The organism is Pararhodospirillum oryzae (assembly GCF_007992075.1).
GTDB classification, from domain to species: Bacteria; Pseudomonadota; Alphaproteobacteria; order Rhodospirillales; family Rhodospirillaceae; genus Pararhodospirillum; species Pararhodospirillum oryzae.
The window spans coordinates 1-21835 of the sequence record NZ_BJZO01000049.1 but is presented as its reverse complement, the minus strand read 5'-3'; the positions used below and the strand labels follow the sequence as shown (position 1 = coordinate 21835).

The window sequence follows — 21835 nt, the reverse complement described above, 5'->3', positions numbered from 1 at the left end:
GGCGCCCGGGGCGCGAGGGGAAGGGAAGGGCTCACAACGGATCTCCCGGCGCGCGACGGCGCGTCAGCGCAAGGATCATGCCCATGCTGAGCGCGGTGGAGAGCAGGGACGATCCGCCGTAACTGATGAACGGCAAGGTCATGCCCTTGGTGGGAATCAGGCTGAGGCTGGAGGCCATGTTAATAAACGCTTGCAAACCGATCTGGGTTAAAAGTCCGCCCGCGGCCAGCAATACGAAAAGACTCGTTTCCCGGCGCAGCCGAACGGCGGCTCTGACAATAATAAACCCGAAAAGAGCAACGATGAGGAGGCATAAAAAGAGACCGAATTCCTCGCCTGCCACGGCGAAAATGAAATCCGTGTGGGCGTCCGGGAGGTACTGCTTTACCCGACCCTCGCCGGGACCCCGGCCGAACCATCCGCCTTCCACGAAGGCTCTCATCGACTGGCGGATTTGGTACTGATCTCCGCTCGCCGGGTCAAGGAAACGATCGACCCGGCTTTGGACGTGGGGCAGCGCGTGGTAGGCCAGAACCGCGCCCCCGATTCCCGTCGCCGCCAGGAGCGCGACCCAGAACAGCGACAGGCCGGCCAGGAAGAACTGGGTCCCCCACACCGAGGCAATGACCATGGTCATGCCGAAATCGGGCTGCGCCACCAGCAGGGCCCCCACCAGGGCCATCAGGCCGATGGAGATCAAGGTGCCCGGGAACTGGGCCTGGGTGCGGTCGGCCGCGAACATCCACGCCGCGACCACGGCGAAGGTGGGCTTGATGAACTCGGACGGCTGCAAGGCAAAGGGGCCCAGCGGAATCCAGCGCACGGCGCCGTTGACGTTGGCCCCCAGGAAGGGCGTGGCCACCAGCGCCAGCATGAAAAAGGCAAAGGCCATCACGGCGAAGCGGCGCACCCACAGCACCGGCAACACCGAAATGGCCAGCATCACCACCACGGCGACCGGAACGAAAACGATCTGTCGCTGAACGAAGTGGTAGGTTCCCGCGCCAATGCGTCCGGCCGCCGGGGGTCCGGCGGCCAGGATCAGCAAAAGCCCCAGCGCGATCAGCAGGCCGATCGCGCCCAGCAGCACCCAGTCCACGGTCCACCACCACCGCCCCAGCAAGCTGGTGTCAAGGCGGGTGAACGAGGTCTGCGCCGGGGCCTGCACCGGGCGCGGCACGGGCGGCGGCGGAGGGGGCGGCGCCGGGGCGGTGACGACGCGGAAGGTCATGGCGTCCCTCCCCGGGTTCGGGCCAGGTCGCCGACCAGGGCGCGGAACACTTCGCCCCGGTGCTCGAAGCTGCGGAACTGATCCCACGAGGCACACGCGGGCGACAGCAGCACCACGGGGTTCTCGCATCCCTCGCGCCAGGCCAGGGCGGCCGCCTCGGCCACGGCGCGATCCAGGGTTTCGCAGGCGTGGGTGGTCACCTGCCCGGCCAGGGTCTGCGCGAAGGCCGGGGCCGCCTGGCCAATCAGGAAGGCGTGGCGGATGCGGGGGAAATGGGGGGTCAGGCTGGCGATGCCCCCTTCCTTGGGCTGGCCGCCGGCAATCCAGTAGATGGCGTCGTAGCACCCCAGGGCCTTGTCGGCGGCGTCCGCGTTGGTGGCCTTGCTGTCGTTGACAAAGCGCACGCCGTCCACGGTCGCCACCAGCTCCTGGCGGTGGGCGAGGCCCGGAAAACTGGCAAAGGCCCGCGCGATGGTGCGCGCGTCCACGCCCCGCGCCCGCGCGGCGGCGTAGGCGGCGGCCATGTTCTGGGCATTGTGCGCCCCGGGCAGGGTGGGAGCCTCGGCCAGGGCGAACACGGCGCGCGGGCGGGATTCCGTGGCATCGACCAGATGCCCCCCGCTGATCCCGATTCCGCCCGTTGGCACCATGCGCACCGAAATCGGGATCACCCGCCCCGGACTTTGTCTCCTGAGGGCATTGAACATCTGCCGGCTGGGATCGTCGTCGACGCCAACGATCGCGGTTTGGGGGCGGGCATCGGTCTGGAAAACATGCCTCTTGGCCGCGATGTAGCCGTCCATCCCGCCATGGCGGGCCAGGTGATCGGGGGTGATGTTGAGCATCACCGCGACATCGCAGGCCAGGGACGGCACCAGTTCAAGCTGGTACGAGGACAGTTCCAGGACATAGGTGCCGTGGAAGGGCAGGGGTTTCAAGGACAAGGCCGGATAGCCCAGATTCCCCCCGACCTCGGTCGGGAGATGAGCTTCGTTCAACACGTGATGAATCAGGGCGGTTGTCGTTGATTTCCCGTTGGTTCCCGTGACCCCCACGAAAAAGCTGTCCTTGTGCGCCCGCACCAGGAGCTCGATGTCGCAAAAAAGCGGCACCCCGTGCCGGCGGGCCAGGGAGGCGACCGGATGGGGCTGGGGGTACGTGTGGGCAATCCCGGGGCTCCACACCACCGCTTGCAGCGTGTGCCAGTTCACCCCTTTTTCGTTTGGATCGGTCAGGTCGGCCAGGGGGATCCCTTCCTGGCGGGCCGCTTCCCGCAGGGCGGGGTTGTCATCCCAGGCATGGATCCGCACGCCAGTGGACAGCAAGGCGCGCGCCGTCGCCATCCCGGATTTCCCCAGGCCCATGATCGCCAGATCCTGATCGGCGTATGCGTAGCTGGCTATGGTCACCTCCGGTCTCCTAACGCAACTTGAGAGTAGAAAGACCGACAAGGGCAAGGATAAGCGCGATAATCCAGAAGCGAATGACGATTGTGGGTTCGGCCCACCCCTTCTTTTCGAAATGATGATGCAAGGGAGCCATGCGGAAGACCCGCTTGCCCGTGAGCCGATAGCTTGTTACTTGGACAATGACCGAGATTGTTTCGAGAACAAACAAGCCGCCGACGATGGCCAGAACGATTTCATGCTTGGTGACCACGCTGATGGCCCCCAGGGCGCCGCCCATCGACAACGAACCCGTGTCGCCCATGAACACCTGGGCCGGGGGCGCGTTGAACCACAAAAAGCCAAGCGCGGCTCCCACCAGGGCGCCACAGAACACGGCCAGCTCGCCGGTGCCGGGCACGAACTGAATTTGCAGGTAGTTGGCGAAAATCGTGTTGCCCACCAGATAGGCGATGAGCATGAACACGGCGGCCGCGATCATCACGGGGACGATGGCCAGGCCGTCCAGGCCGTCGGTCAGGTTGACCGCGTTGGAGGCTCCCACCATCACAAACACGGCAAACGGCACGTACAGCCATCCCAGATTGATCAGAAGATCCTTGAAGAAAGGAATGGCCAGGGCGGTGGACTGGGATTCGTGTTCCAGGGAAATCACCCAAAGCGTGATCACCAGGGCCAGGCTGACCTGTCCCAGCAGCTTCAGGCGGCCCGGCAGGCCCTTGGTGTTACGCTTGGTGACCTTCAGGTAATCGTCGGCGAAGCCAATGGCGCCATAGCCAAGCGTCAGGGCCAGGGCGGCCCACACGAACCCGTTGGACAGGTCGGCCCACAGCAAGGTGGCCACGGCGACGCCCAGAAGGATCAACACGCCCCCCATGGTCGGCGTGCCCTTCTTGGTCAGCAGGTGGCTTTCCGGGCCGTCCGCGCGGATGGGCTGGCCGTCGCGCTGCTTGCGCTTCAACCACTCGATCAGGGACGGCCCCAGAAGAAAAGCGACCAGCAAGGCGGTCATCACCGCGCCGCCGGCCCGGAAGGTCAGGTAGCGAAAGACATTCAGGGCGCTGACGTGGTCGGCAAGGGCTGACAGATGAAACAGCATCGGGGGCTGATCCGGTTCCTCGGGTGCGATGGTCAGGGTCCGGCGGGAGGGATGGCCCTCTCGCCAGGGCGGGGAGTCATGGCCAGCAAAGCCGCGACAACGCGGCCGACCTGACATCCGTGGGAGCCCTTGACCATCACCACGTCGCCCGGACGCACGGCGTTCCGGACCACGGGGGCAAGGGTTTCGGCATCGGGGGCGTGATCTCCCCGTTGCCGGACGGGCAAGGCGGCGTGCAAGTGGGCCATGAGAGGGCCGGCCGTATAAACCAGATCGAGGCCGCGATCCAGGACCGTGCGGGCAAGGCCGGCATGCAAGGCCGGCCCTTGTGCTCCCAGTTCCAGCATGTCGCCCAGAACCGCGATGCGCCGCCCCCCCGGTCCCGGCCGCAGCAAGGACAAGGTGGTCAGCGCCGCGACCAGGCTGTCGGGACTGGCGTTGTAGCTTTCATCGATGACCACGAACGTGCCGCCCTGGGGCAGGGGCACCACGGTGTGGCGTCCCCGGCCGACGGGGGCCTGCATCAAGGCGAGCCCCCGGGCGGCCCGGGCAACGTCCAGGCCCAGGGCGAGAACCACGCCCAGCACGCCCAGGCTGTTCTGGGCCCACTGCCGTCCGGCCACGCCCACCCGGTAGGAGAGGGCTTCGTCGCCCACCAGGGCCAGCACCGCCGTGCCCTCGGCGTCGACGGCGTCGTCGAGCAGGCGGGCGGTGGCCCCGATGTGGCGTCCGAACCCCAGGATACGGGTCACGCCCCGGCGTCGGGCATGGCGGCACAGGCGCTCGAAATGGCGGCTGTCCCGGTTGAACACCGCCGCCCCGCCCGGCTCCAGGCCGTCCAGGATTTCGGCCTTCGCGTCGGCGATGGCCTCGACGCTGTCGAAGAACTCCAGGTGGGCCGGGGCGATGGCGGTGATCAGCACCACGTGCGGGCGGGCCAGGGCCGACAGCGGCCCCAGCTCCCCCGCATGGTTCATCCCCATTTCGATCACGGCCAGGTCGGCTTCCGCCGGCAGCGCGGCCAGGGTCAGCGGAACCCCCAGGTGATTGTTCAGATTGCCCCGCGTGGCATGCACCCGGCCCAGTTCGGCCAGCGCCAGGGCCAGCATGTCCTTCGAGCCGGTCTTGCCCACCGAGCCGGTGACGCCCACCACCTTGCCCCGGAAGCGCGCACGCGCGGCCCGGGCCAGGGCTTCCAGGCCCGCCTGGACATCGGGCACCACCAGCAGGTGCTTGCGGTCCACCCCGTCGGGAACCCGGCTGACCAGGGCCGCCGCCGCGCCCTGGGCCAGGGCGGCCGCGACGTGGTCATGGCCATCCGACCGGGCTCCCGGCAGGGCCACGAACAGATCCCCGGGCGCCAGGGTGCGCGTGTCGATCGACACCCCGGACGCCTGCCACGCGCCAACCGGCGGCACGCCAAGGGCTTGGGCGGCCTGGGACGCCGTCCAGACGGGCGCGGTCCGGGTCATGTGTCGGCCTCCGCCACCGCGTCTTGGGCATGGGTCCGGTCGCAGAAGGGATGGGTGACGCCGGCCACGGTCTGGCCGGTTTCATGCCCCTTGCCCGCGATCACCAGCAGGTCCCCCGCCGCCAGGTCCGCCACGGCCACGCGAATGGCCTGGGCACGGTCGCCGATTTCGGTGGCTCCCGGGCACGCGGCCAGGATCTGGGCGCGGATCGCCGCCGGATCCTCCGAGCGCGGGTTGTCGTCGGTCACGATCACCCGGTCGGCCAGGGTGGCGGCCAGGCGCCCCATCAACGGGCGCTTGCCGGTATCGCGATCGCCGCCGCAGCCAAACACGCACACCAGCCGTCCGGTGGCGTGGGGGCGCAGGGCGCGAAGCACGGTTTCCAGGGCATCCGGGGTGTGGGCGTAGTCCACGTACACGGCGGCGCCGTTGGCGCGACGGGCCACGTTTTCCAGCCGCCCGGGCACGCCCGAAAGCGTTTCCAGGGCGTTTACCGCCCGAACCACCATGTCCTCGGGCCGGTCCTCGCAGCCCAGCACCAGCCCGAGGGCGGCCAGGGCGTTCATGGCCTGGAAGGCACCGGCCAGCGGCAGGGTCACCGTGGCGTCGTGGCCCAGCACCTCCAGCGCCAGGACCTGGCCGTGGGCGGTGGGCGTGCGCGTGCGCAGGCGGATTTCGGCGCCGTTTTCCCCGTAGCGGAACACCCGCAAGGAGCGGTCCCGGCACACGGCCTCGATGGCGCTCGTTTCCGGGATGTCGGCGTTGAGCACGGCCGTGCCCCCCGCGACCAGCACATCCGAAAACAAGCGGGTCTTGGCGGCGCGGTAGGCCTCCATGGATCCGTGATGGTCCAGGTGATCGCGGGTGATGTTGGTGAGCGCGGCCGCCTGCACCACCAGGCCGGCCAGGCGGTCTTGCTCCAGCCCGTGCGACGACGCTTCCAGCGCCACCGGCCCGCCCCCTGCGCGGGCAATGTCCGCCAGGGCGGCGTGCAGGGCCACCGGATCGGGGGTCGTCAGGCGGCCCGGCCGGTCCAGGCCCGCCCCGTGCACGCCCAAGGTGCCCACGCTGGTCGCGCCCGGCCGCCCCAGGGCCCGCCACAAGGCGGCGGCGAAGGTGACGGTCGAGGTCTTGCCATTGGTCCCGGTCACCGCGACCACCGGGGCCGGCTGGGGCGCGAAGAACGCGCCCGCCAGTCGGGCCAGGGCGCGGCGGGGCTCGGGGTGGGCAAAAAGCCAGGCATCGGCGCCGGGCGGCAGGTCCGTGCCAGGGGGCGCCAGCACCGCGATGGCTCCGGCGGCCAGGGCCTGGGGCACGAAGGCGCGGCCATCGACCTGGGTGCCGGGCAGGGCCGCGAACAGCCAGCCCGGCTTGATCGCGCGCGAATCAGCGCTCAAGCCGGCCACGGCCAGCGACGCCCGGTCGGAGGAAACCGGGGGCAATCCCAGAAGCGTGCCGATGTCAGCGAGCCGCAAGGTGCTTGTCCTCCCCGTCCTCGACCTTGAGACCAACCTGGCGGATCACGGTCGCGTCAAAATGCCCCTCGGGCGAATGATGGGTGGGGGTGACGCCCAGGAGAGGCGCCACCTCGGCGATCAGGCGGCCGGCGGCCGGGGTCGCGTTCCAGCCGGCGGTGCGAAAGCCATAGGTACCCTTGACCGCCTTGGGGTCATCCAAGATCACCAGCACCACGTACTGGGGATCGGATATGGGGAATCCGGCTATAAACGAGGTCAGCACGGAATCCTTGGCGTAGCCGCCGCCCTTCAGCTGCTTTTCGGCCGATCCGGTTTTGCCCCCCACGTAATAGCCTTCGACGTCGGCGTTGCGGCCCGAACCGCCCTCGACCACCAGACGCATCATGGCACGCAACCGCATGCTGTTTTGCTCGCTAAACACCTTCTGGCCCGGGGGCATGGTGGCGGGGTCGGTCTTGAGCAAGGTGGGGGGATGCAAGGTGCCGCCGTTGATCAGGGCGGAAACCCCGGTGATCAGGTGGAGCGGCGTCACCGACAGGCCATGGCCAAAGGAAATGGTCATGGCGTTGATGTCGCGCCATACCTGGGGCACCAGCGGGCGGCCAACCTCGGGGAGCTCGAAGGGGATCGGGTCCAGCAGGCCCATGCGCTTCAAGAACGCCTGCTGGCGCTCGGGCCCGACCACCATGGCCATGCGCGCCGACCCGATGTTGGACGAGTGCATGAGGATTTCCGGAATCGACAAGGCGCGCCGTTCCGGGTGGAAATCGGTGATGGTGAACCGCGCGATGCGGATGGGCTTGGCGGCGTCGAAGGTGTCGGTCAGGGGAAGGCCGGCGTCGAGCGCGAGCGCGGTGTTGAAAACCTTGAAAACCGATCCCAACTCGTACACGCCGAGGGTGGCGCGGTTGAACCGGGCGTCCTCGCTGGCCTCGCCGATTTTTTCCGGCTCGTAGTCGGGCAGGGAGACCATCGCCAGCACTTCGGCCGTGTGGACATCCATGACCAGGGCCGCGCCGCCAATGGCTTCGAAATGATCGATGGCGTCGCTCAGCACCTGGTGGGCGGCGTGCTGCAAGCGCAGGTCGATTGACAGCCGCAGGGGCTTTTCCGAGGAAGAAAGCCGATCGTCGAAGGCATCCTCGATGCCGGCGATGCCCTGGTTGTCGATGTCGGTGGCGCCCACCACATGCGCGACCAGGCGCCCGGCGGGGTAGACACGCCGTTCGGCCCGCTCGAAATGCAGGCCCGGAATGCCCAGGTCGTTGACGGCCTGCTGCTCGATGGGGGTCAGGTTGCGCCGCAGGTACACAAACGCCCGGCCGGGGACCAGGCGATCGGCCAGTTCCTCGCTGGTCAGGTCGGGAAACAAGGTCGGCAGCACCCGGATCGCCCGCATCAGGTCGCGTTCGGGCACGGCCCGGGTGTCGGCCACCAGGTTGACCGTGGGCAGGTTGGTGGCCAGCACCAGGCCGTTGCGGTCCACGATGTCGGCGCGGGCCATGCGCGCCTCCAGGGGCGGCGCCTCGCTGGGGGTGGCCACGGTGCTGGTGCCGGTGGACGACAGGACCATCAGTTGCACAAGGCGCCCGGTGATCACCGAAAAGGCCAGGCCGAACAGGCAGGCCGTGACCAGCAGGCGCAGGCGGCCGGTTTCCAGCCCCTTGGTGCTGGCGTCGGGCTCGCGGGTGGGGCGCGGGCTGGGGGTGTCGCCGGTCAGACGGATTTCCTCGCCCGGATAGGCGAAGGGGCGCCGGCGGGTTTTGAAGGGACCGATCATCGTCCCCCTCCCAAGGTTGCCAAGGTGGGCTGGGGCAAGGCCGGGCGCGACGCCACGGTTCGGGGCGGCGCCGGCTTGGCGCGGGGCGCGGGCGTGGGCTGGGCCGCGAGCGCGGGGGTCTCGTCGGGCGCGGGGGCGCTGGCCAGGGGGGCGTAGGGCAGCTGGCTCAGGCTCACGTACTGATCAGGGCGCACGGGCTTGAGGCCGAGGTGGGCATCGGCCAGCCGCTCCAGACGCGACGGATCGTTCAGGAAGCTCCATTCCGCGCGCAAGACGTGGATGGATTCGGTGGTGCGGCGGATTTCGGCGTGCAGGCGGTTCAGTTCCTTTTCCCGGGCACCGACCTCGTTGGCGACCAGGAAAAGGCCGGTGCCGACCGACATGATCAGGGCACCCCACACAAGATGGCTGGCGCGGATCATCGGGACTCTCCGGGGCGGGCAGAAAGAAGAGAGGCGGCAAACAGCGCGTCCAGGGAACCGGGCACGCCCTTGGCCGCGGCAGGGGGGGAAGAGGGGGGGCACGGCCGATGGGTGCGTTCGGCCACGCGCAGGCGCGCCGAGCGGGCGCGCGGGTTACGCCGGGCTTCCTCGGCCGACGGCGCCAGGGCGCGGCGTTCGACCAGGGTAAAGGTTGGCTCGGCTTCCTGGCCCGGGGCGGTGGGGGGAAGGTGGCGGCTGAAGCCCTGGGCGTGGCCGGCGCGCTGGCGCAGGAAGGTTTTGACCAGACGGTCTTCCAGCGAATGGAACGAGACCACGACCAGGCGTCCGCCCGGGGCCAGCACGCGCTCGGCGGCGCGCAGGCCGCGCGCCAGCTCGCCCAGCTCGTCGTTGACCGCGATGCGCAGCGCCTGGAAGGACCGGGTGGCCGGGTCGATCCCGTCGGCGCTTTTGCGCACAACGCTCCGGATGACGGAGGCCAGCTCGGCGGTGCGGGTAAAAGGAGCCTCGGCGCGGCGTTCGACCACGGCCCGGGCCACCCGCCGGGCGGCCCGTTCCTCGCCCAGGAAGAACAGAATGTCGGCCAGGGTCGATTCGTCCAGGGTGTTGACCAGATCGGCGGCCGTGGGACCCTGGTCCCCCATGCGCATGTCAAGGGGGCCGTCAAGGCGAAACGAGAACCCCCGGTCGGGCTGGTCGATCTGCATCGACGACACGCCGATGTCCAGGACCACCCCGTCCACCAGGCCGATGCCCCGTTCCGCCAGCAGCGTGTCCATGGCGCCAAAGCAGCCGGGCAGCAAGGCCAGGCGGTCGTCCCACCGGGCGCCCAGGGCCCGGGCCCGGGGAATCGCGCCGGGATCGCGGTCGATGGCCCACACCCGGCACGGCGCGGCCGAGAGGATCGCCTGGCTGTAGCCGCCGGCGCCGAAGGTGCCATCCACGTAAGCCCCCCCCTCGCGCACGGCCAGGGCCGCGACGATCTCGGCGCGCATCACCGGGATGTGCCCGGCCTCGGCGTCGGTGCCGTGGGGATCGGTCAAGGAAGGGGAGGGAAGGGGAGAGCCGTTCATGCGCCAGTTCCCCGCGCCTGGGCGGCCGGACGGAGCTGGGTGGCGCGGAAGGTCGCGTGCGCCGCCGGGTTCCAGATCTGGAACACCCGGCCCAGGCCCACGAAAACCGCGCTGTCCGAAATACCGGCCGCTTCCAGCATCCATGCCGGGATCAACACCCGGCCATTGGGGTCGAAGGTCAATTCCTCGGATTCCGCCAAAATCTGATACGCGGGTGCTGCGTTCGGATCGCCCAGGTTGACGATGTCCGGGGTCATGTCGGAAAGGCGCTCCAGACGATCCATGCCATAGCCCTCAATGCATCCCCTTTCGGGGTCCGGTCTCACGACGATGCTGGCGTACCCTTCCGCTTGCAAAACGGCCCGGAACTTTGCCGGAACCGACACGCGCCCCTTCTGGTCGACCTTGTTTTCATAGGTGCCGATGAATGGCCGCATGCCCCTGGCCCCTTCCCCTCACGCCCTTCAGCCACACCCTTTCCCGGTTGCCCGTCGCGAGGGGGGACTCGGAAATGCGTTGGGACGAGGCATGGTATCTCATGGGAAAGCGTGGGCGTCAATGGGAGAGCATGGCCTTCGATAGGAATACCTGGGTAAAACCACCCCCTGGGGCCCCTTGGTGAAAATAACGGCTTAAAAAGTCGCCTCTGCTTGAAAAACAAAGAAAATTGTTTTGACCTTGGAGATTGACCTGCTTTTGTACGTTTTTTGTTCTCTTTTTGATCGCATAGGCAGGCCTTGCCTAGCTTTCCCGGCGCCTCCGAATCCCCAGCCGCGCCGGGCGCCGTGTTCATCGGGAGCCCGGCGTATCGCACCGCAAGCCTATTTCTTTCCGCTCAAAGGCTTATGGCGAAAGGCGGGCGCGATAACCCTAAGGAGGGGTGCTTTTACGCCATGAGCGCGTATTCAGGGATTTTTTTTACCTTTAGTCGGGTCGCAAGTAGACGCAAGAGGACGGTGGGCATTATTTTCCCCAAGGGGAATTTCCGGTAGCACTTCCCTTGGTGAGGGATCGTGCGCCGACGTCGGGGAGGGAGAGGGTTCGTGTCGATTTCGCTGAATTGGACAAAGCGGGAATTACTTGATTTCTTTTTGGGCAATATATTAACAAAACCCTAACAGCGGGCTGCTCACTTACGATTCCTGACCGGATCTCCCCCCCCTTCCCACGACCTCCCCCCCCTCTTTCCCCCCGGACGGGGCTGCGCTATAACCACGGCCTTCGCCGGTGCAAGGACATGTCATGACCCAGATCCAGACCCTGAATACCTATCGGGGCGGTCCCGATGACCGGGGACGCTTCGGTCCCTATGGTGGCCGCTTCGTGGCCGAAACGCTCATGCCCCTGATCTTGGATCTGGAACGCGCCTGGGATTCCGCCCGGGTCGATCCGGCTTTCCAGGCGGAACTCCAGGGCTATCTGTCTTCGTATGTTGGTCGTCCCAGCCCGATCACTCTCGCGCAGCGGTTGACGGATCGATTGGGCGGGGCCCGGATTTATTTTAAACGCGAGGACTTGAATCACACTGGTGCCCATAAGGTTAATAACTGCATGGGCCAGATTTTGCTAGCCCGGCGCATGGGCAAGACCCGGATCATCGCCGAAACCGGGGCCGGTCAGCACGGCGTGGCCACGGCCACCGTGTGCGCCTTGTTCGGCATGCCGTGCGTGGTCTACATGGGCGCCACCGACATCGAGCGGCAGGCGCCCAATGTGTTTCGCATGAAACTGCTGGGCGCCGAGGTCCGTCCGGTCACCAGCGGCTCGGGCACCCTCAAGGATGCCATGAACGAAGCCCTGCGCGACTGGGTGACCAACGTCGAATCCACCTATTACCTGATCGGGACGGCGGCCGGGCCCCATCCCTATCCGGCCATGGTCCGCGACTTGCAAAAGGTCATCGGCGAGGAAACCCGGGCCCAGATCATGGCGGCCGAGGGCCGGCTTCCCGACACGGTGGTGGCATGCGTCGGCGGCGGATCCAACGCCATCGGCATGTTTCACCCCTTCCTCGACGATCCCTCCGTGGCCCTGATCGGGGTGGAGGCCGCCGGCGAGGGCCTGGACAGGCATCATGCCGCCTCGATGGCCGGGGGGCGTCCGGGGGTGCTGCACGGCAACCGGACCTATCTTTTGCAAGACGCCGATGGCCAGATCACCGAGGCCCATTCCATTTCCGCCGGCCTGGATTACCCGGGCGTCGGGCCGGAACATGCCTGGCTCAGGGATACCGGCCGGGTTTCCTACGTTCCCATCACCGATGACGAGGCCATCGAGGCCTTCCAGATGGTGACGCAGCTGGAAGGCATCATTCCGGCCCTGGAAAGCAGCCACGCGGTCGCCCACGCCATCAAGATCGCGCCGGGCCTGCCGGCGGACCATATTCTCGTCGTCAACATGAGTGGTCGCGGTGACAAGGACATCGCGGCCGTGGCCAAGGCCATTGGCGCGAAGGAGAACCTGTCGTGAGCAGCGCCCCCGCTTCGTCCGCCGCCGATCGTCTGGCCCGCCGCTTCGCCGCCCTGAAGGCCGAGGGCCGGGGAGGGCTGGTCACCTACATGATGGCCGGCGATCCCGATCACGCCACGGCTCTTTCGTTGATGCAGGGCCTGCCCCAGGCCGGGGCCGACATCATCGAACTGGGCATGCCCTTTTCCGATCCCATGGCCGACGGTCCCGCCATCCAGGCCGCCGCCGTGCGCGCCTTGCAAGGCGGCATGACCTTGCATGGCACCTTGGAAACCGTGGCCGCTTTTCGCGCCGGCGACGACGAGACGCCTGTCATCCTGATGGGGTATTACAATCCGGTGTACCTGTACGGTGTCGAGGCGTTCGCCCGCGATGCCGTGGCGGCTGGTGCCGATGGCGTGATCCTGGTTGATCTTCCTCCCGAGGAAGCGGCCGAGGTTCTGCCTGCCTTTCGCGCCCATGGCCTGCACCTGATCTTCCTGACCACGCCGACCTCGGACGATGCCCGCCTGCCGATGATCCTGAAGGACGCCAGCGGCTTCGTTTATCATGTGTCGATCGCGGGCATCACCGGTGCCCAGGCGGCGCAGGAAGACGCGGTGGCCGAGATGGTCCGGCACATCCGCGCCCACACCGAGTTGCCCGTCGCCATCGGCTTTGGCATCTCGACCCCGGCCCAGGCCGCCCGCTTCGCGCGTCTGGCCGACGCGGCCGTGGTGGGGTCGGCCATCGTGCGCCGCGTGGCCGAAGGCGGCGATGCCCTGGGCTTCGTGCGCGAGCTGGCCGACGCCGTGCGCGCGCCGGCGCCGTAAGGTCCTGTTGGAAGCGCCTCGGGCCCGCTTGACAGCGGGCCCTTTTTGTTGGGAGCGTGGCCCGACTCCGATTCGATCCTCCGGCCGGAGAGGGGCGTCCTGCCCCTCGCCAAAAGGGGCGGGCGGGCTTCCGGTTGTGGTTTGTTTGCTGTTTTCGAAGCGCCCAACCGGATGTGTTCGGGCTTGAAATGCTTTAGGGTGCCACGGCCCGGGCAGGCGGCGGTTGCCGCTTTCGCCCGGGCCGCAACAATGGGGGGCTTGACGGGACACCACGATTTGTTTCGTTTCGCCAGCGCCGCAACAAGAAACAAGTGACAAGGCGTGCTTCGGAAACAGGGGATCCCGAGTTCCGCGTGGCATGCCGAAGTGCCCAACCGCCGATCAGTGTGGGAAGAAACGCAATCCATGAACTGGCTGACAACCTTCGTCCGCCCCAAGATCCGCAGCCTTGTCGGATCCAAGGAAGTCCCGGAAAACCTGTGGCGTAAGTGCCCGGCCTGCGATCACATGCTCTTTCACAAGGAGCTGGAAAAATCCTGGCAGGTGTGTTCCCACTGCGGACACCACATGCGTTTGCCGGTGCGCAAGCGGTTGGAACTCTTGTTCGACGGGGGAACCTGGACCCCGATCGAGCTGCCCCCCATTCCGCAAGATCCCCTGAAATTCAAGGATCTGAAGCGGTATTCCGACCGCATGAAGGAAGCCCAGGCGAAGACGGGCGAAAAGGAAGCCATCATCGTCGCCCACGGCTGGCTGATGGGCATCCCCGTGGTGGTCGCGGCCTTTGACTTTTCGTTCATGGGCGGCTCGATGGGCATGGCGGTGGGCGAGGGCCTGGTTGCCGCCGCCGAGCTCGCGGTCTTGCAGCGCGCCTCGCTGATCGTCATTCCGGCCTCGGGTGGTGCCCGCATGCAAGAGGGCATCTTGTCGTTGATGCAGATGGCCAGAACAACCGTCGCGGTGCAGCGGGTCAAGGACGCCGGCCTGCCCTACATGGTGCTGCTCACCGATCCGACCACCGGCGGCGTGACCGCGTCGTTCGCCATGCTGGGCGACATCGCCATTTCCGAACCCGGGGCGGTGATCGGCTTCGCGGGCGCGCGCGTGATCCAGAACACCATCCGCGAAACCCTGCCCGACGGCTTCCAGCGCGCCGAATACCTGCGTGATCACGGCATGGTCGATCTGGTGGTCAACCGCGCCGACCTGAAGGCGACCTTGGGGCGGATTTTGTCGATCCTGCTGCGCCGCGATCCCCCGGCCGAGGTCCTGGCCTTGTCCCTGGATGCCGACTCGGGACGAAGCGGCACCCGCGCCACGCCTCCGGCCGGCGACGTGGAAGAGGCGGCCCGGCGCGACGGACAGGCCGAGGCCCACGACGAGGCCGAACCCGAGGAAGACGAGGCGTAGGCGCGAAACCCGGGCGCGAGACCCGGCGCCGGCCCCCCAGGGCCGCCGGGCTTGCGCCCGCCTTGGTTCGGGGCGAGTGTCCCGAGGTTTTTTCCTTTATCCTTCAAGAGGCAAGGGGACGGCCCGGAGGTAATGCCTCCGGGGCTGGGCGGCTCCGTGCTTGCGGGAGCGGCGCACTGGCCGGTTCCGCTTGAAGGGCGGTGGTGCTACCTTCGGCGGCGGGCGAGGACGGTTGGGCCGGCCCGCCAGCCACGGGTCGAATAAGGATGGATGGCAATGGGATCCCCTGCCGCGCTTGATCGCTTGATGTCATTGCACCCCAAGACCATCGACTTGTCCCTGGACAGGGTGGAGCGCGTGCTGGCGGCCCTGGGATCTCCCCAGGAACGCCTGGCCCCGGTGATCCACGTCGCCGGGACCAACGGCAAGGGCTCGGTGGTTGCCTTCCTGCGCGCCGCCCTGGAGGCGGCGGGCTTGCGGGTTCACGTTTACACAAGCCCCCATCTGGTTCGTTTCAATGAACGAATCCGCCTGGCCGGTTCCTTGATCGACGACGCCTTCCTGGAACAGGTGCTGGAGGCGGTCGAAACCGCCAACGCCGGCGCGCCCCTGACCTTTTTCGAGGCCACCACGGCCGCCGCCCTGCTGGCCTTTACCCGGGTCGAGGCCGACGTGGTGTTGCTGGAAACCGGCCTGGGCGGACGCCTGGACGCGACCAACGTGATCCCCCGCCCGGCGGTGAGCGTGATCACTCCGATCGATCTGGATCACAAGGGCTTCCTGGGCGAGACCCTGGCCGCCATCGCCGGCGAAAAGGCCGGAATCCTCAAGGCCGGGGTGCCTGCGGTCATCGCCCCCCAGGCGCCCGAGGCCGCCTTGGTGCTGGAAGCCCGGGCCCGCGCGGTGGGCGCGCCCGTTTTGCTGGGCGGGCGGGACTGGACGTGGCGGGAAACCGAAACGGGCTGGATGTTCAACGCCAACACCGCCATGGCGCGTCCGCGCCTTGTCGGGGCCCATCAGGTGGCCAATGCCGCCCAGGCCCTGGCCGTGCTCGATGCCTTTGAGGCCCAAACCGGCCAGGTGGTGCCCCTGGAAGCCCGCCGGCGCGCCATGGAGACGGTCGACTGGCCCGCGCGCCTGCACCCCCTGGACCAGGGGCTTCTGGTCGGGCGCCTGCCCGGGGATTTCAGCTTGTGGGTGGATGGCGGCCACAATCCCCATGCCGGACGCGCCCTTGGCCGGGTGTTGAACGACTGGGCCGCCGAGGGGGCCGTGGACATAATCTGTGGCATGATCGACAGCAAGGACGCCGCCGGCTTTCTCGAAGCCCTGGTCGGCCCCGTGCGCACGCTGGTCGCGGTGCCTGTCCCCGGCGCGCAGACGGCGGCGGGCATTCCCGCCCATCTGCTGGCCGACAAGGCGCGGTCGGCGGGCTTCCCCGACGTGCGCAAGGCCATGTCGCTGGCGGCGGCGATCGATGACCTGGCGTCGGGGGAGGGGCCGGGGCGCATCCTGATCTGCGGATCCCTGTACCTGGCCGGCGCCGCCCTGCAAGCCAACGGCACCGTGCCCGCCTGAACCCGGCGCGCGCGGCCGTGGGCCCCCGAACGGGAGGTCGGGAAGAAGGAGAGGGCCGGGAGCGGCCTTCCTCCTTTTTTCAGGGCTGCTCCGGGCTCTCGGCCAGAACCCGGCGGAGCAAGGGAATGGTGATTGCCTTGCTTTCGCTCAGCGCCAGGCGATCGGCCCGCGCCACCAGATCCTGAATGGCCAGGAACCGCCGCTCCAGCCGGGGCAGCAGGTAGGCCACCGCCTCGGGCGCCACGTCCAGGCCGCGATCGGCGAACTGCTTGAGCACCACCGCCGCCAGCAAGGCCTCGTCGGGTTCGGCCAATCCCGCCACCGGCACGGTGGCTAGGCGCGAGCGCAGGTCGGGCAGGGTCACGGGCCAGCGGGTGGGCGGTCGCTCCCCGGTCAGCAGCATCCAGCCCGAGCGCTGACGCACCGCGTTCAGGGCATGGAACAAATCGGTTTCGGTCGCGCGGTCGTGGGGCGCGCCGCGATCCCAATCCTCGACGACGACGGCGGCATTGGCCTCGGGAAAGGCGGCCAGCGGATCGGCGCCCGACAGATCGGCGAGGCCGAGGAAACGGGCCTGGCTGCATTGGGCGAACACGTGGGCCAGATGGGTCTTGCCCGAGCCCGGGGGGCCTTGCAGGCATACCACCGGGCCCGGCCAGGCCGGCCAGGCATCGATCAGGGCGACGGCCGCCTGATTGCAGGGCGCGACCAGGAAATCCTCGCGCCCCAGCGCGGGGCGCCAGGACAGGTCTAGGGCAAGTTGCCGGGGCAGGGTCATGGTCTCTCGGTTGGGGAAGAGGGGGCGGACCCGGCGGGCGGGGCAAGCCGGGGGCTCGCGCCGGTTTCACCGGAATACAGCGGGCTGGCAAGGTACTGGGACAGGAAAAAGCGCACCAGCACCCCGATCACGGCGGCCACCGGCACGGCCAGCAGCACGCCCACGAAGCCGAACAGGCCACCACCGGCCAGCAGGGCGAAAATCACCCACACGGGATGCAGGCCCACCCGGTCGCCCACCAGCTTGGGCGTGAGCACATTGCCTTCGATCACCTGCCCGGAAACAAAAATGGCGACGACCACGGCGATCCGGGGCCACGACTCGAACTGAGCCAGGGCCAGGGCCAGGGACGACACGAAGCCGGTGATGGTCCCCACGTAGGGGATGAAGGACAAAACCCCCGACACGAGACCGACCACCAGGCCGAGGTCGAGGCCGGCCAGGGTCAGGCCGATGGCGTAGTACGAACCCAACGCCAGGCAGACCGTGGACTGGCCGCGAATGAAGCCGGCGATGGTCTGGTTGATCGCCTCCATCTGGGTGCGGATGACGGGGGCATAGGGCCGGGGCAGCCAGCCATCGATCGCCCCGACCATGCGGTCCCAGTCGCGCAGCATGTAGAAGGTGATGACCGGGGTAATGACCAGCACCGACACCACCCCCACCAGGGCGGCGCCGCCACTGATGATGTCGGTGATCAGGGCGACCAGCCACTTGGCGGCCTCGACGGCGGTGGACTCCAGGCCCGAGGTCAGGCGTCCCATGCGCTCGGGCCCCAAGGTCGCCTGAAGCGCGCCCAAAAGGGCCTGGCCCTTGTCAACCAAGGTGGCGGTGTAGCCGGGCACGTTCTTGATGAAGGCCGCGATCTGGCCTTGCAGCAAGGGGAGCAGCACCAGGAGCCCCAGGGCCAGGCACAGGAAAAAGCCCAAGGTGATGATGATGGTCGCCCCCAGCCGCGAAATCCGCAGCCGTTCCAGGCGGTCGGCCAGGGGGTCGAGCATGTAGGCGGCGGCCATCCCGGCCACGAACGGCGCAAGGACCGAGCGCAGGACATAAAGCAGGGCCACCGTCACCACGACGCCCACCGCCCAGAACCGGATCTGCTGATCTCGTGTCATGCTCAGTCCTTCCGCGTGGGAAGCCGGTGCTTGAAAAAGGAAGGGCGAAGAGGGGAAGGGGCAAGCGGCCTAGCGCCCGGTGAACCGGGGCTTGCGCTTGTCCTTGAAGGCGGCGATCCCCTCCCGGTAATCCTCGGTTTCCAGGAAACGGTAGCATTCGGCCATCTCGGCCGCGTCGACAGGGGCTCCGTCCCGCAAACGGCGCACGAAGGCCTTGTGCCAGGCGTTCACCCCCGGCGCGCCCTGGGTCAGGCCCTTGAGGGTGTCGTTGAGGTGGGCTTCAAAGGCGTCGTCTTCAACAACCCGGTTAAGCAGCCCCATGCGCAGGGCGTCGGGGGCATCGATGATCCGGCCTTCCAGCAGCAAGGACAGCGTGTTGGCAGGCCCGGCCAGGCGCATGATCGCCTGGATCTCGGGGTAGGCCATGACCACGCCAATGCGGTTGATCGGCACTCCGAAGCGTCCGGAGGCGTTGGACAGGCGCAGGTCGCACAGGCAGGCCAGTTCCAGCCCGCCGCCGACGCACGCCCCCTCGATCGCGGCGACCACGGGCACCGGGCACGCGGCGACCAGGGTCAGGGCCCGGCGCATGATCTCGTCGTAGGCCTGGGCCTGCTCGGGGGTGGCGCGCACGGTATCGAACTCGTTGATGTCGGCTCCGGCGGCGAAGGCCTTGCCGCCGGCTCCGCGCACCACGACCGCGCGCACCGGCCCCTCGGGGGCGAGCTGGGCCGCCAGGGCCTCGAAAACATCGCCCAGGGCGGCCCACATGGGCAGATCCAGGGCGTTGAGGCGTTCGGGGCGGTTCAGGCGCACGGTGGCCACCGCCCCATCGATCACCAGGGCGATCGGGGCCGAAAAGGGCTGGGGCAGGGGAGAAGCCTTGGAGTCGGAGTCGGTCATGGGCTTTGCCTGTCAACAAGAATGGGGCAGGTGTTGTGACGGGGCCGTTTTACCGGTAAACAGCCCCGGTCGGAAGGGCGTGCCGGGGTTGTCTCGCGGCAATGCGGCAAGGTCCTTCCGGGACTGGCATGCCAGCTCCCCCGTTGCACTTCTGATGGAAGGCCGTTTTGCTCATGGATACCCGCGCCCTTGCCGATGCCGACGCCGCCCGCGCCGTCGCCAGCATCCTTCTTGAAATCGGGGCCGTTAATTTTCGCCCGCACGAACCCTACATGCTGACCGCGGGGTGGGCCAGTCCCGTCTATATCGATTGCCGGCGGGTCATTGGCTTTCCCCGGGCCCGGCGCCGGGTGACCGAACTGGCGACCGCCAAGATCCAGCGCGCCGTTGGCTGCGAAAGCCTGGACGCGGTGGCGGGCGGCGAGACGGCCGGCATTCCCTATGCCGCGTGGCTGGCCGACAGCATGGCCCTGCCCATGACCTACGTGCGCAAGAAGCCCAAGGGCTTCGGCCGCATGGCCCAGATCGAAGGCGCCCTGACCGAGGGCCAGCGCGTGCTTCTGGTCGAGGACCTGACCACCGACGGCGGCTCGAAGCTGACCTTCGCCGAGGCCCTGCGCACCGCCGGCGCCCGGGTGGATCATGCCTTCGTGCTGTTCTTCTACGGCGTGTTTCCCGGCGCCCTCAAGAGCCTGGCCGACAAGGGAATCTCGTTGCACTGGCTGGCCACCTGGCACGACGTGCTGATGGTCGCCGAGGAAACCCGTGCCTTCCCGGCGGAAAGCATCGCCGGCGTGCGGGCGTTCCTGTCCGATCCCGTGGGCTGGTCCAAGGCCCATGGCGGGCGCGGGCTTGAGCCGCGCGAGTAGCAGGGCAGGCCAGACACTTCCTTCCGGGCCTGGGGAGTCGGTTTCCCCGGCCCGGATGCCGGCGCGAAGCTCCCCATTTTCGGGGAGCTTCGCGTGTCACGGGACCAGGAACACCGCCGCCAGGCCCAGGAAGGCGAAGAAGCCGATCATGTCGGTGATGGCGGTCAGGAACACCGAGCTGGCCACCGCCGGATCAACCCGCAGCCGCTGCAAGGCAAGCGGGATGGCGATGCCCGACAGGCCGGCCACGGTCAGGTTGATGACCACGGCGGCGGCAATGACGTAGCCGATATCGGTGCGTCCGAACCAGACCCAGGCGATCAACCCCACGACCACGGCCAGGATCAGGCCGTTGAGCACGCCGACCAGCATTTCCTTGCCCAGGATGCGCCACGAGTTGGCCGGCGTCAGTTCCTTGGTCGCGAGCGAGCGCACGGCCACGGTCAGCGCCTGGGTGCCGGCGTTGCCGCCGATCGAGCTGACGATGGGCATCAAGATGGCAAGCGCCACGATGCTTTGCAGCGTGCTTTCAAACAGGCCGATGACCAGCGACGCGAGGCTCGCGGTGATCAGGTTGACGCCCAGCCACGACACCCGCGCCTTCACCGTGTCGATGATCGCCCGGTACAAGTCGACCTCGGCGACACCGGCCAGGCGCAGCATGTCGTCCTCGGCCTCCTCGTCAATCACGTCGATGATGTCGTCCACCGTGACCCGTCCGACCAGCCGGCCCGAGGCATCGACCACCGGGGCCGACATCAGGTCGCGGTCGCGGAACAGGCGGGCGACCTCTTCCTGGTCGGCGGTGGTGCGAATCAAGGGGATGTCGGTGTCCATGATGTCGCGCAGGCGCTGGACGCGCTGGCGGCGCAGCATGACCGACAAGCGGACCTGTCCCACCGGGCGGTGACGGGGGTCAACCACGTACAGGGCGTCGAAGTCCTCGGGCAGGCGGGTGGCGGCGCGCAGGTAGTCGATGGTTTCGCCCACCGTCCAGTAGGCGGGCACCGCGACCAGTTCGCGCTGCATCAGGCGCCCGGCCGAATACTCGGGCAGCGACAGGCCTTGCTCGATCAAGGCGCGCAGGTCGGCGGGCAGGCGTTCCATGACCGGGGCCCGCTCGGCCTCGTCCAGCTGGGCCACGACGTACAGGGCGTCGTCCGAGTCCAGCTCGACCAGGGCCGAGGCCAGATCCTGATAGCCCAGCGTCGCGATCACCTCATCGCGCACGTAGTCGTTCAGTTCGTGCAGGATCTCGGCGTTGAACTCGGGTTTGAGCAAGGTCACCAGGGCCCGGCGCTCGTCGGGCGGCAGGTTTTCGATCAGATCCGCCTGGTCGGCGTAGTGCAGGGGCAAGACAAGCTCGCGCACCTTTTCCGTCTGGCCCTCGTCCAGGGCGGTGCGAATCTCGTCGATGATGTCGGGCAGCAGGCCGAAGGAGTCCCCGGGTTGAGCCGCCTCGTTATGGAGGGACTCGCGCTCGCCAAGGCTGATCATGGGCGCGTCCTTCTCTCGCAAGGGTCATGGAGGCAAGAGGCCGTGGCAGCCTGGCGCCGGTCGACGGCAGGGGCCAGGGCAATGAAAAGGCCCGCCGGACATGTCGGCGGGCCTTTTATATAATGGTGCGGTCGAGAAGACTCGAACTTCCACGGCCTTTCGGCCACAGCGACCTCAACGCTGCGCGTCTACCAATTCCGCCACGACCGCATCGTGGACTTCAGGTCCCGGTCAGGGGGGCCAGCGGTGTTTCCGGTTGGGCCCTGCCGAGGGCGGATGAGATACCAAAGCCCGTTGGGGTCGGCAAGACGGATTTTTGATGAACGCGTATTTTTTTTCAAAGCCCCCCGGGGCGAAGCGGGGGAGGGGGGTGCGGGGCAATCGGCTGAAGCCCTGGATGCCCTTGGAAGAGGGTTCCTCAA

At 67.9% G+C, this 21835-nt stretch carries 18 protein-coding genes and 1 tRNA gene; 5 read left to right on the top strand and 14 right to left on the bottom strand.

Annotated features, from left to right (window positions below):
• Positions 1-31: 31 nt before the first annotated feature.
• The 9 genes from ftsW to ROR02_RS09765 form a co-directional block, all read right to left on the bottom strand.
• Positions 32-1231 (bottom strand): putative lipid II flippase FtsW, encoded by a 1200-nt coding sequence (ftsW, locus tag ROR02_RS09805; protein ID WP_147163847.1) that lies wholly within the window; start codon positions 1229-1231, stop codon positions 32-34.
• Positions 1228-2595 (bottom strand): UDP-N-acetylmuramoyl-L-alanine--D-glutamate ligase, encoded by a 1368-nt coding sequence (gene murD / locus ROR02_RS09800; protein ID WP_218032799.1) that lies wholly within the window; start codon positions 2593-2595, stop codon positions 1228-1230. Before murD ends, ftsW begins: the two co-directional genes overlap by 4 nt.
• Before the next feature lie 55 nt (positions 2596-2650).
• Positions 2651-3736 carry a phospho-N-acetylmuramoyl-pentapeptide-transferase gene (mraY, locus tag ROR02_RS09795; RefSeq protein WP_147163845.1) on the bottom strand — a complete coding sequence of 362 codons (1086 nt, stop codon included), beginning with the start codon at positions 3734-3736 and terminating at the stop codon, positions 2651-2653.
• Positions 3737-3768: 32 nt separating this feature from the next.
• On the bottom strand, positions 3769-5208 hold the full coding sequence (locus ROR02_RS09790) for a UDP-N-acetylmuramoyl-tripeptide--D-alanyl-D-alanine ligase (protein ID WP_147163844.1): 1440 nt from the start codon (positions 5206-5208) through the stop codon (positions 3769-3771).
• Entirely contained in the window at positions 5205-6683 is a 1479-nt protein-coding gene (locus tag ROR02_RS09785; RefSeq protein WP_147163843.1) for a UDP-N-acetylmuramoyl-L-alanyl-D-glutamate--2,6-diaminopimelate ligase, read from the bottom strand. The genes ROR02_RS09790 and ROR02_RS09785 overlap by 4 nt, the downstream gene beginning before the upstream one ends.
• Positions 6670-8466: a peptidoglycan D,D-transpeptidase FtsI family protein gene (locus ROR02_RS09780; RefSeq protein ID WP_147163842.1), complete on the bottom strand. Its 1797-nt coding sequence runs from the start codon at positions 8464-8466 to the stop codon at positions 6670-6672. The genes ROR02_RS09785 and ROR02_RS09780 overlap by 14 nt, the downstream gene beginning before the upstream one ends.
• The gene (gene ftsL / locus ROR02_RS17160; protein ID WP_246135488.1) at positions 8463-8888 is read right to left on the bottom strand and encodes a cell division protein FtsL; all 426 of its coding nucleotides are present in this window, start codon (positions 8886-8888) and stop codon (positions 8463-8465) included. The genes ROR02_RS09780 and ftsL overlap by 4 nt, the downstream gene beginning before the upstream one ends.
• Positions 8885-9901, bottom strand: a complete 1017-nt coding sequence (gene rsmH / locus ROR02_RS09770; protein WP_246135491.1) for a 16S rRNA (cytosine(1402)-N(4))-methyltransferase RsmH — start codon at positions 9899-9901, stop codon at positions 8885-8887. The genes ftsL and rsmH overlap by 4 nt, the downstream gene beginning before the upstream one ends.
• 74 nt (positions 9902-9975) lie before the next feature.
• A complete protein-coding gene (locus ROR02_RS09765) occupies positions 9976-10416 on the bottom strand; it encodes a division/cell wall cluster transcriptional repressor MraZ (protein WP_147163840.1) in 441 nt (146 codons plus the stop codon).
• Positions 10417-11221: 805 nt separating this feature from the next.
• On the opposite strand from ROR02_RS09765, the gene trpB reads away from it, so the two are divergent.
• The 4 genes from trpB to ROR02_RS09745 all read left to right on the top strand — a co-directional run bounded on the left by trpB (position 11222) and on the right by ROR02_RS09745 (position 16248).
• Positions 11222-12448, top strand: a complete 1227-nt coding sequence (gene trpB, locus ROR02_RS09760) for a tryptophan synthase subunit beta (protein WP_147163839.1) — start codon at positions 11222-11224, stop codon at positions 12446-12448.
• Positions 12445-13260, top strand: coding sequence for a tryptophan synthase subunit alpha (trpA, locus tag ROR02_RS09755; RefSeq protein ID WP_147163838.1), 816 nt, complete (start codon positions 12445-12447; stop codon positions 13258-13260). Before trpB ends, trpA begins: the two co-directional genes overlap by 4 nt.
• Before the next feature lie 405 nt (positions 13261-13665).
• Entirely contained in the window at positions 13666-14670 is a 1005-nt protein-coding gene (gene accD, locus ROR02_RS09750; RefSeq protein WP_246135487.1) for an acetyl-CoA carboxylase, carboxyltransferase subunit beta, read from the top strand.
• A 276-nt stretch (positions 14671-14946) separates the two neighbouring features.
• Positions 14947-16248: a bifunctional folylpolyglutamate synthase/dihydrofolate synthase gene (locus tag ROR02_RS09745; protein WP_147163837.1), complete on the top strand. Its 1302-nt coding sequence runs from the start codon at positions 14947-14949 to the stop codon at positions 16246-16248.
• Positions 16249-16327: 79 nt separating this feature from the next.
• Here the strand turns inward: ROR02_RS09745 and ROR02_RS09740 are convergent, their stop codons facing one another.
• The 3 genes from ROR02_RS09740 to ROR02_RS09730 form a co-directional block, all read right to left on the bottom strand.
• On the bottom strand, positions 16328-17026 hold the full coding sequence (locus ROR02_RS09740; RefSeq protein WP_147163836.1) for an HdaA/DnaA family protein: 699 nt from the start codon (positions 17024-17026) through the stop codon (positions 16328-16330).
• Positions 17023-18144, bottom strand: coding sequence for an AI-2E family transporter (locus ROR02_RS09735; protein WP_147163835.1), 1122 nt, complete (start codon positions 18142-18144; stop codon positions 17023-17025). Before ROR02_RS09735 ends, ROR02_RS09740 begins: the two co-directional genes overlap by 4 nt.
• Positions 18145-18213: 69 nt before the next feature.
• Positions 18214-19047, bottom strand: coding sequence for an enoyl-CoA hydratase-related protein (locus ROR02_RS09730; protein ID WP_147163834.1), 834 nt, complete (start codon positions 19045-19047; stop codon positions 18214-18216).
• 173 nt (positions 19048-19220) lie between these two features.
• Between ROR02_RS09730 and ROR02_RS09725 the strand changes: the two genes are divergently transcribed.
• On the top strand, positions 19221-19916 hold the full coding sequence (locus tag ROR02_RS09725) for an orotate phosphoribosyltransferase (RefSeq protein ID WP_147163833.1): 696 nt from the start codon (positions 19221-19223) through the stop codon (positions 19914-19916).
• Positions 19917-20012: 96 nt separating this feature from the next.
• On the opposite strand, the gene mgtE is transcribed toward ROR02_RS09725, so the two are convergent.
• Positions 20013-21413: a magnesium transporter gene (mgtE, locus tag ROR02_RS09720; RefSeq protein WP_147163832.1), complete on the bottom strand. Its 1401-nt coding sequence runs from the start codon at positions 21411-21413 to the stop codon at positions 20013-20015.
• 123 nt (positions 21414-21536) lie between these two features.
• Positions 21537-21623, bottom strand: a tRNA-Leu gene (locus tag ROR02_RS09715).
• Positions 21624-21835 lie beyond the last annotated feature (212 nt).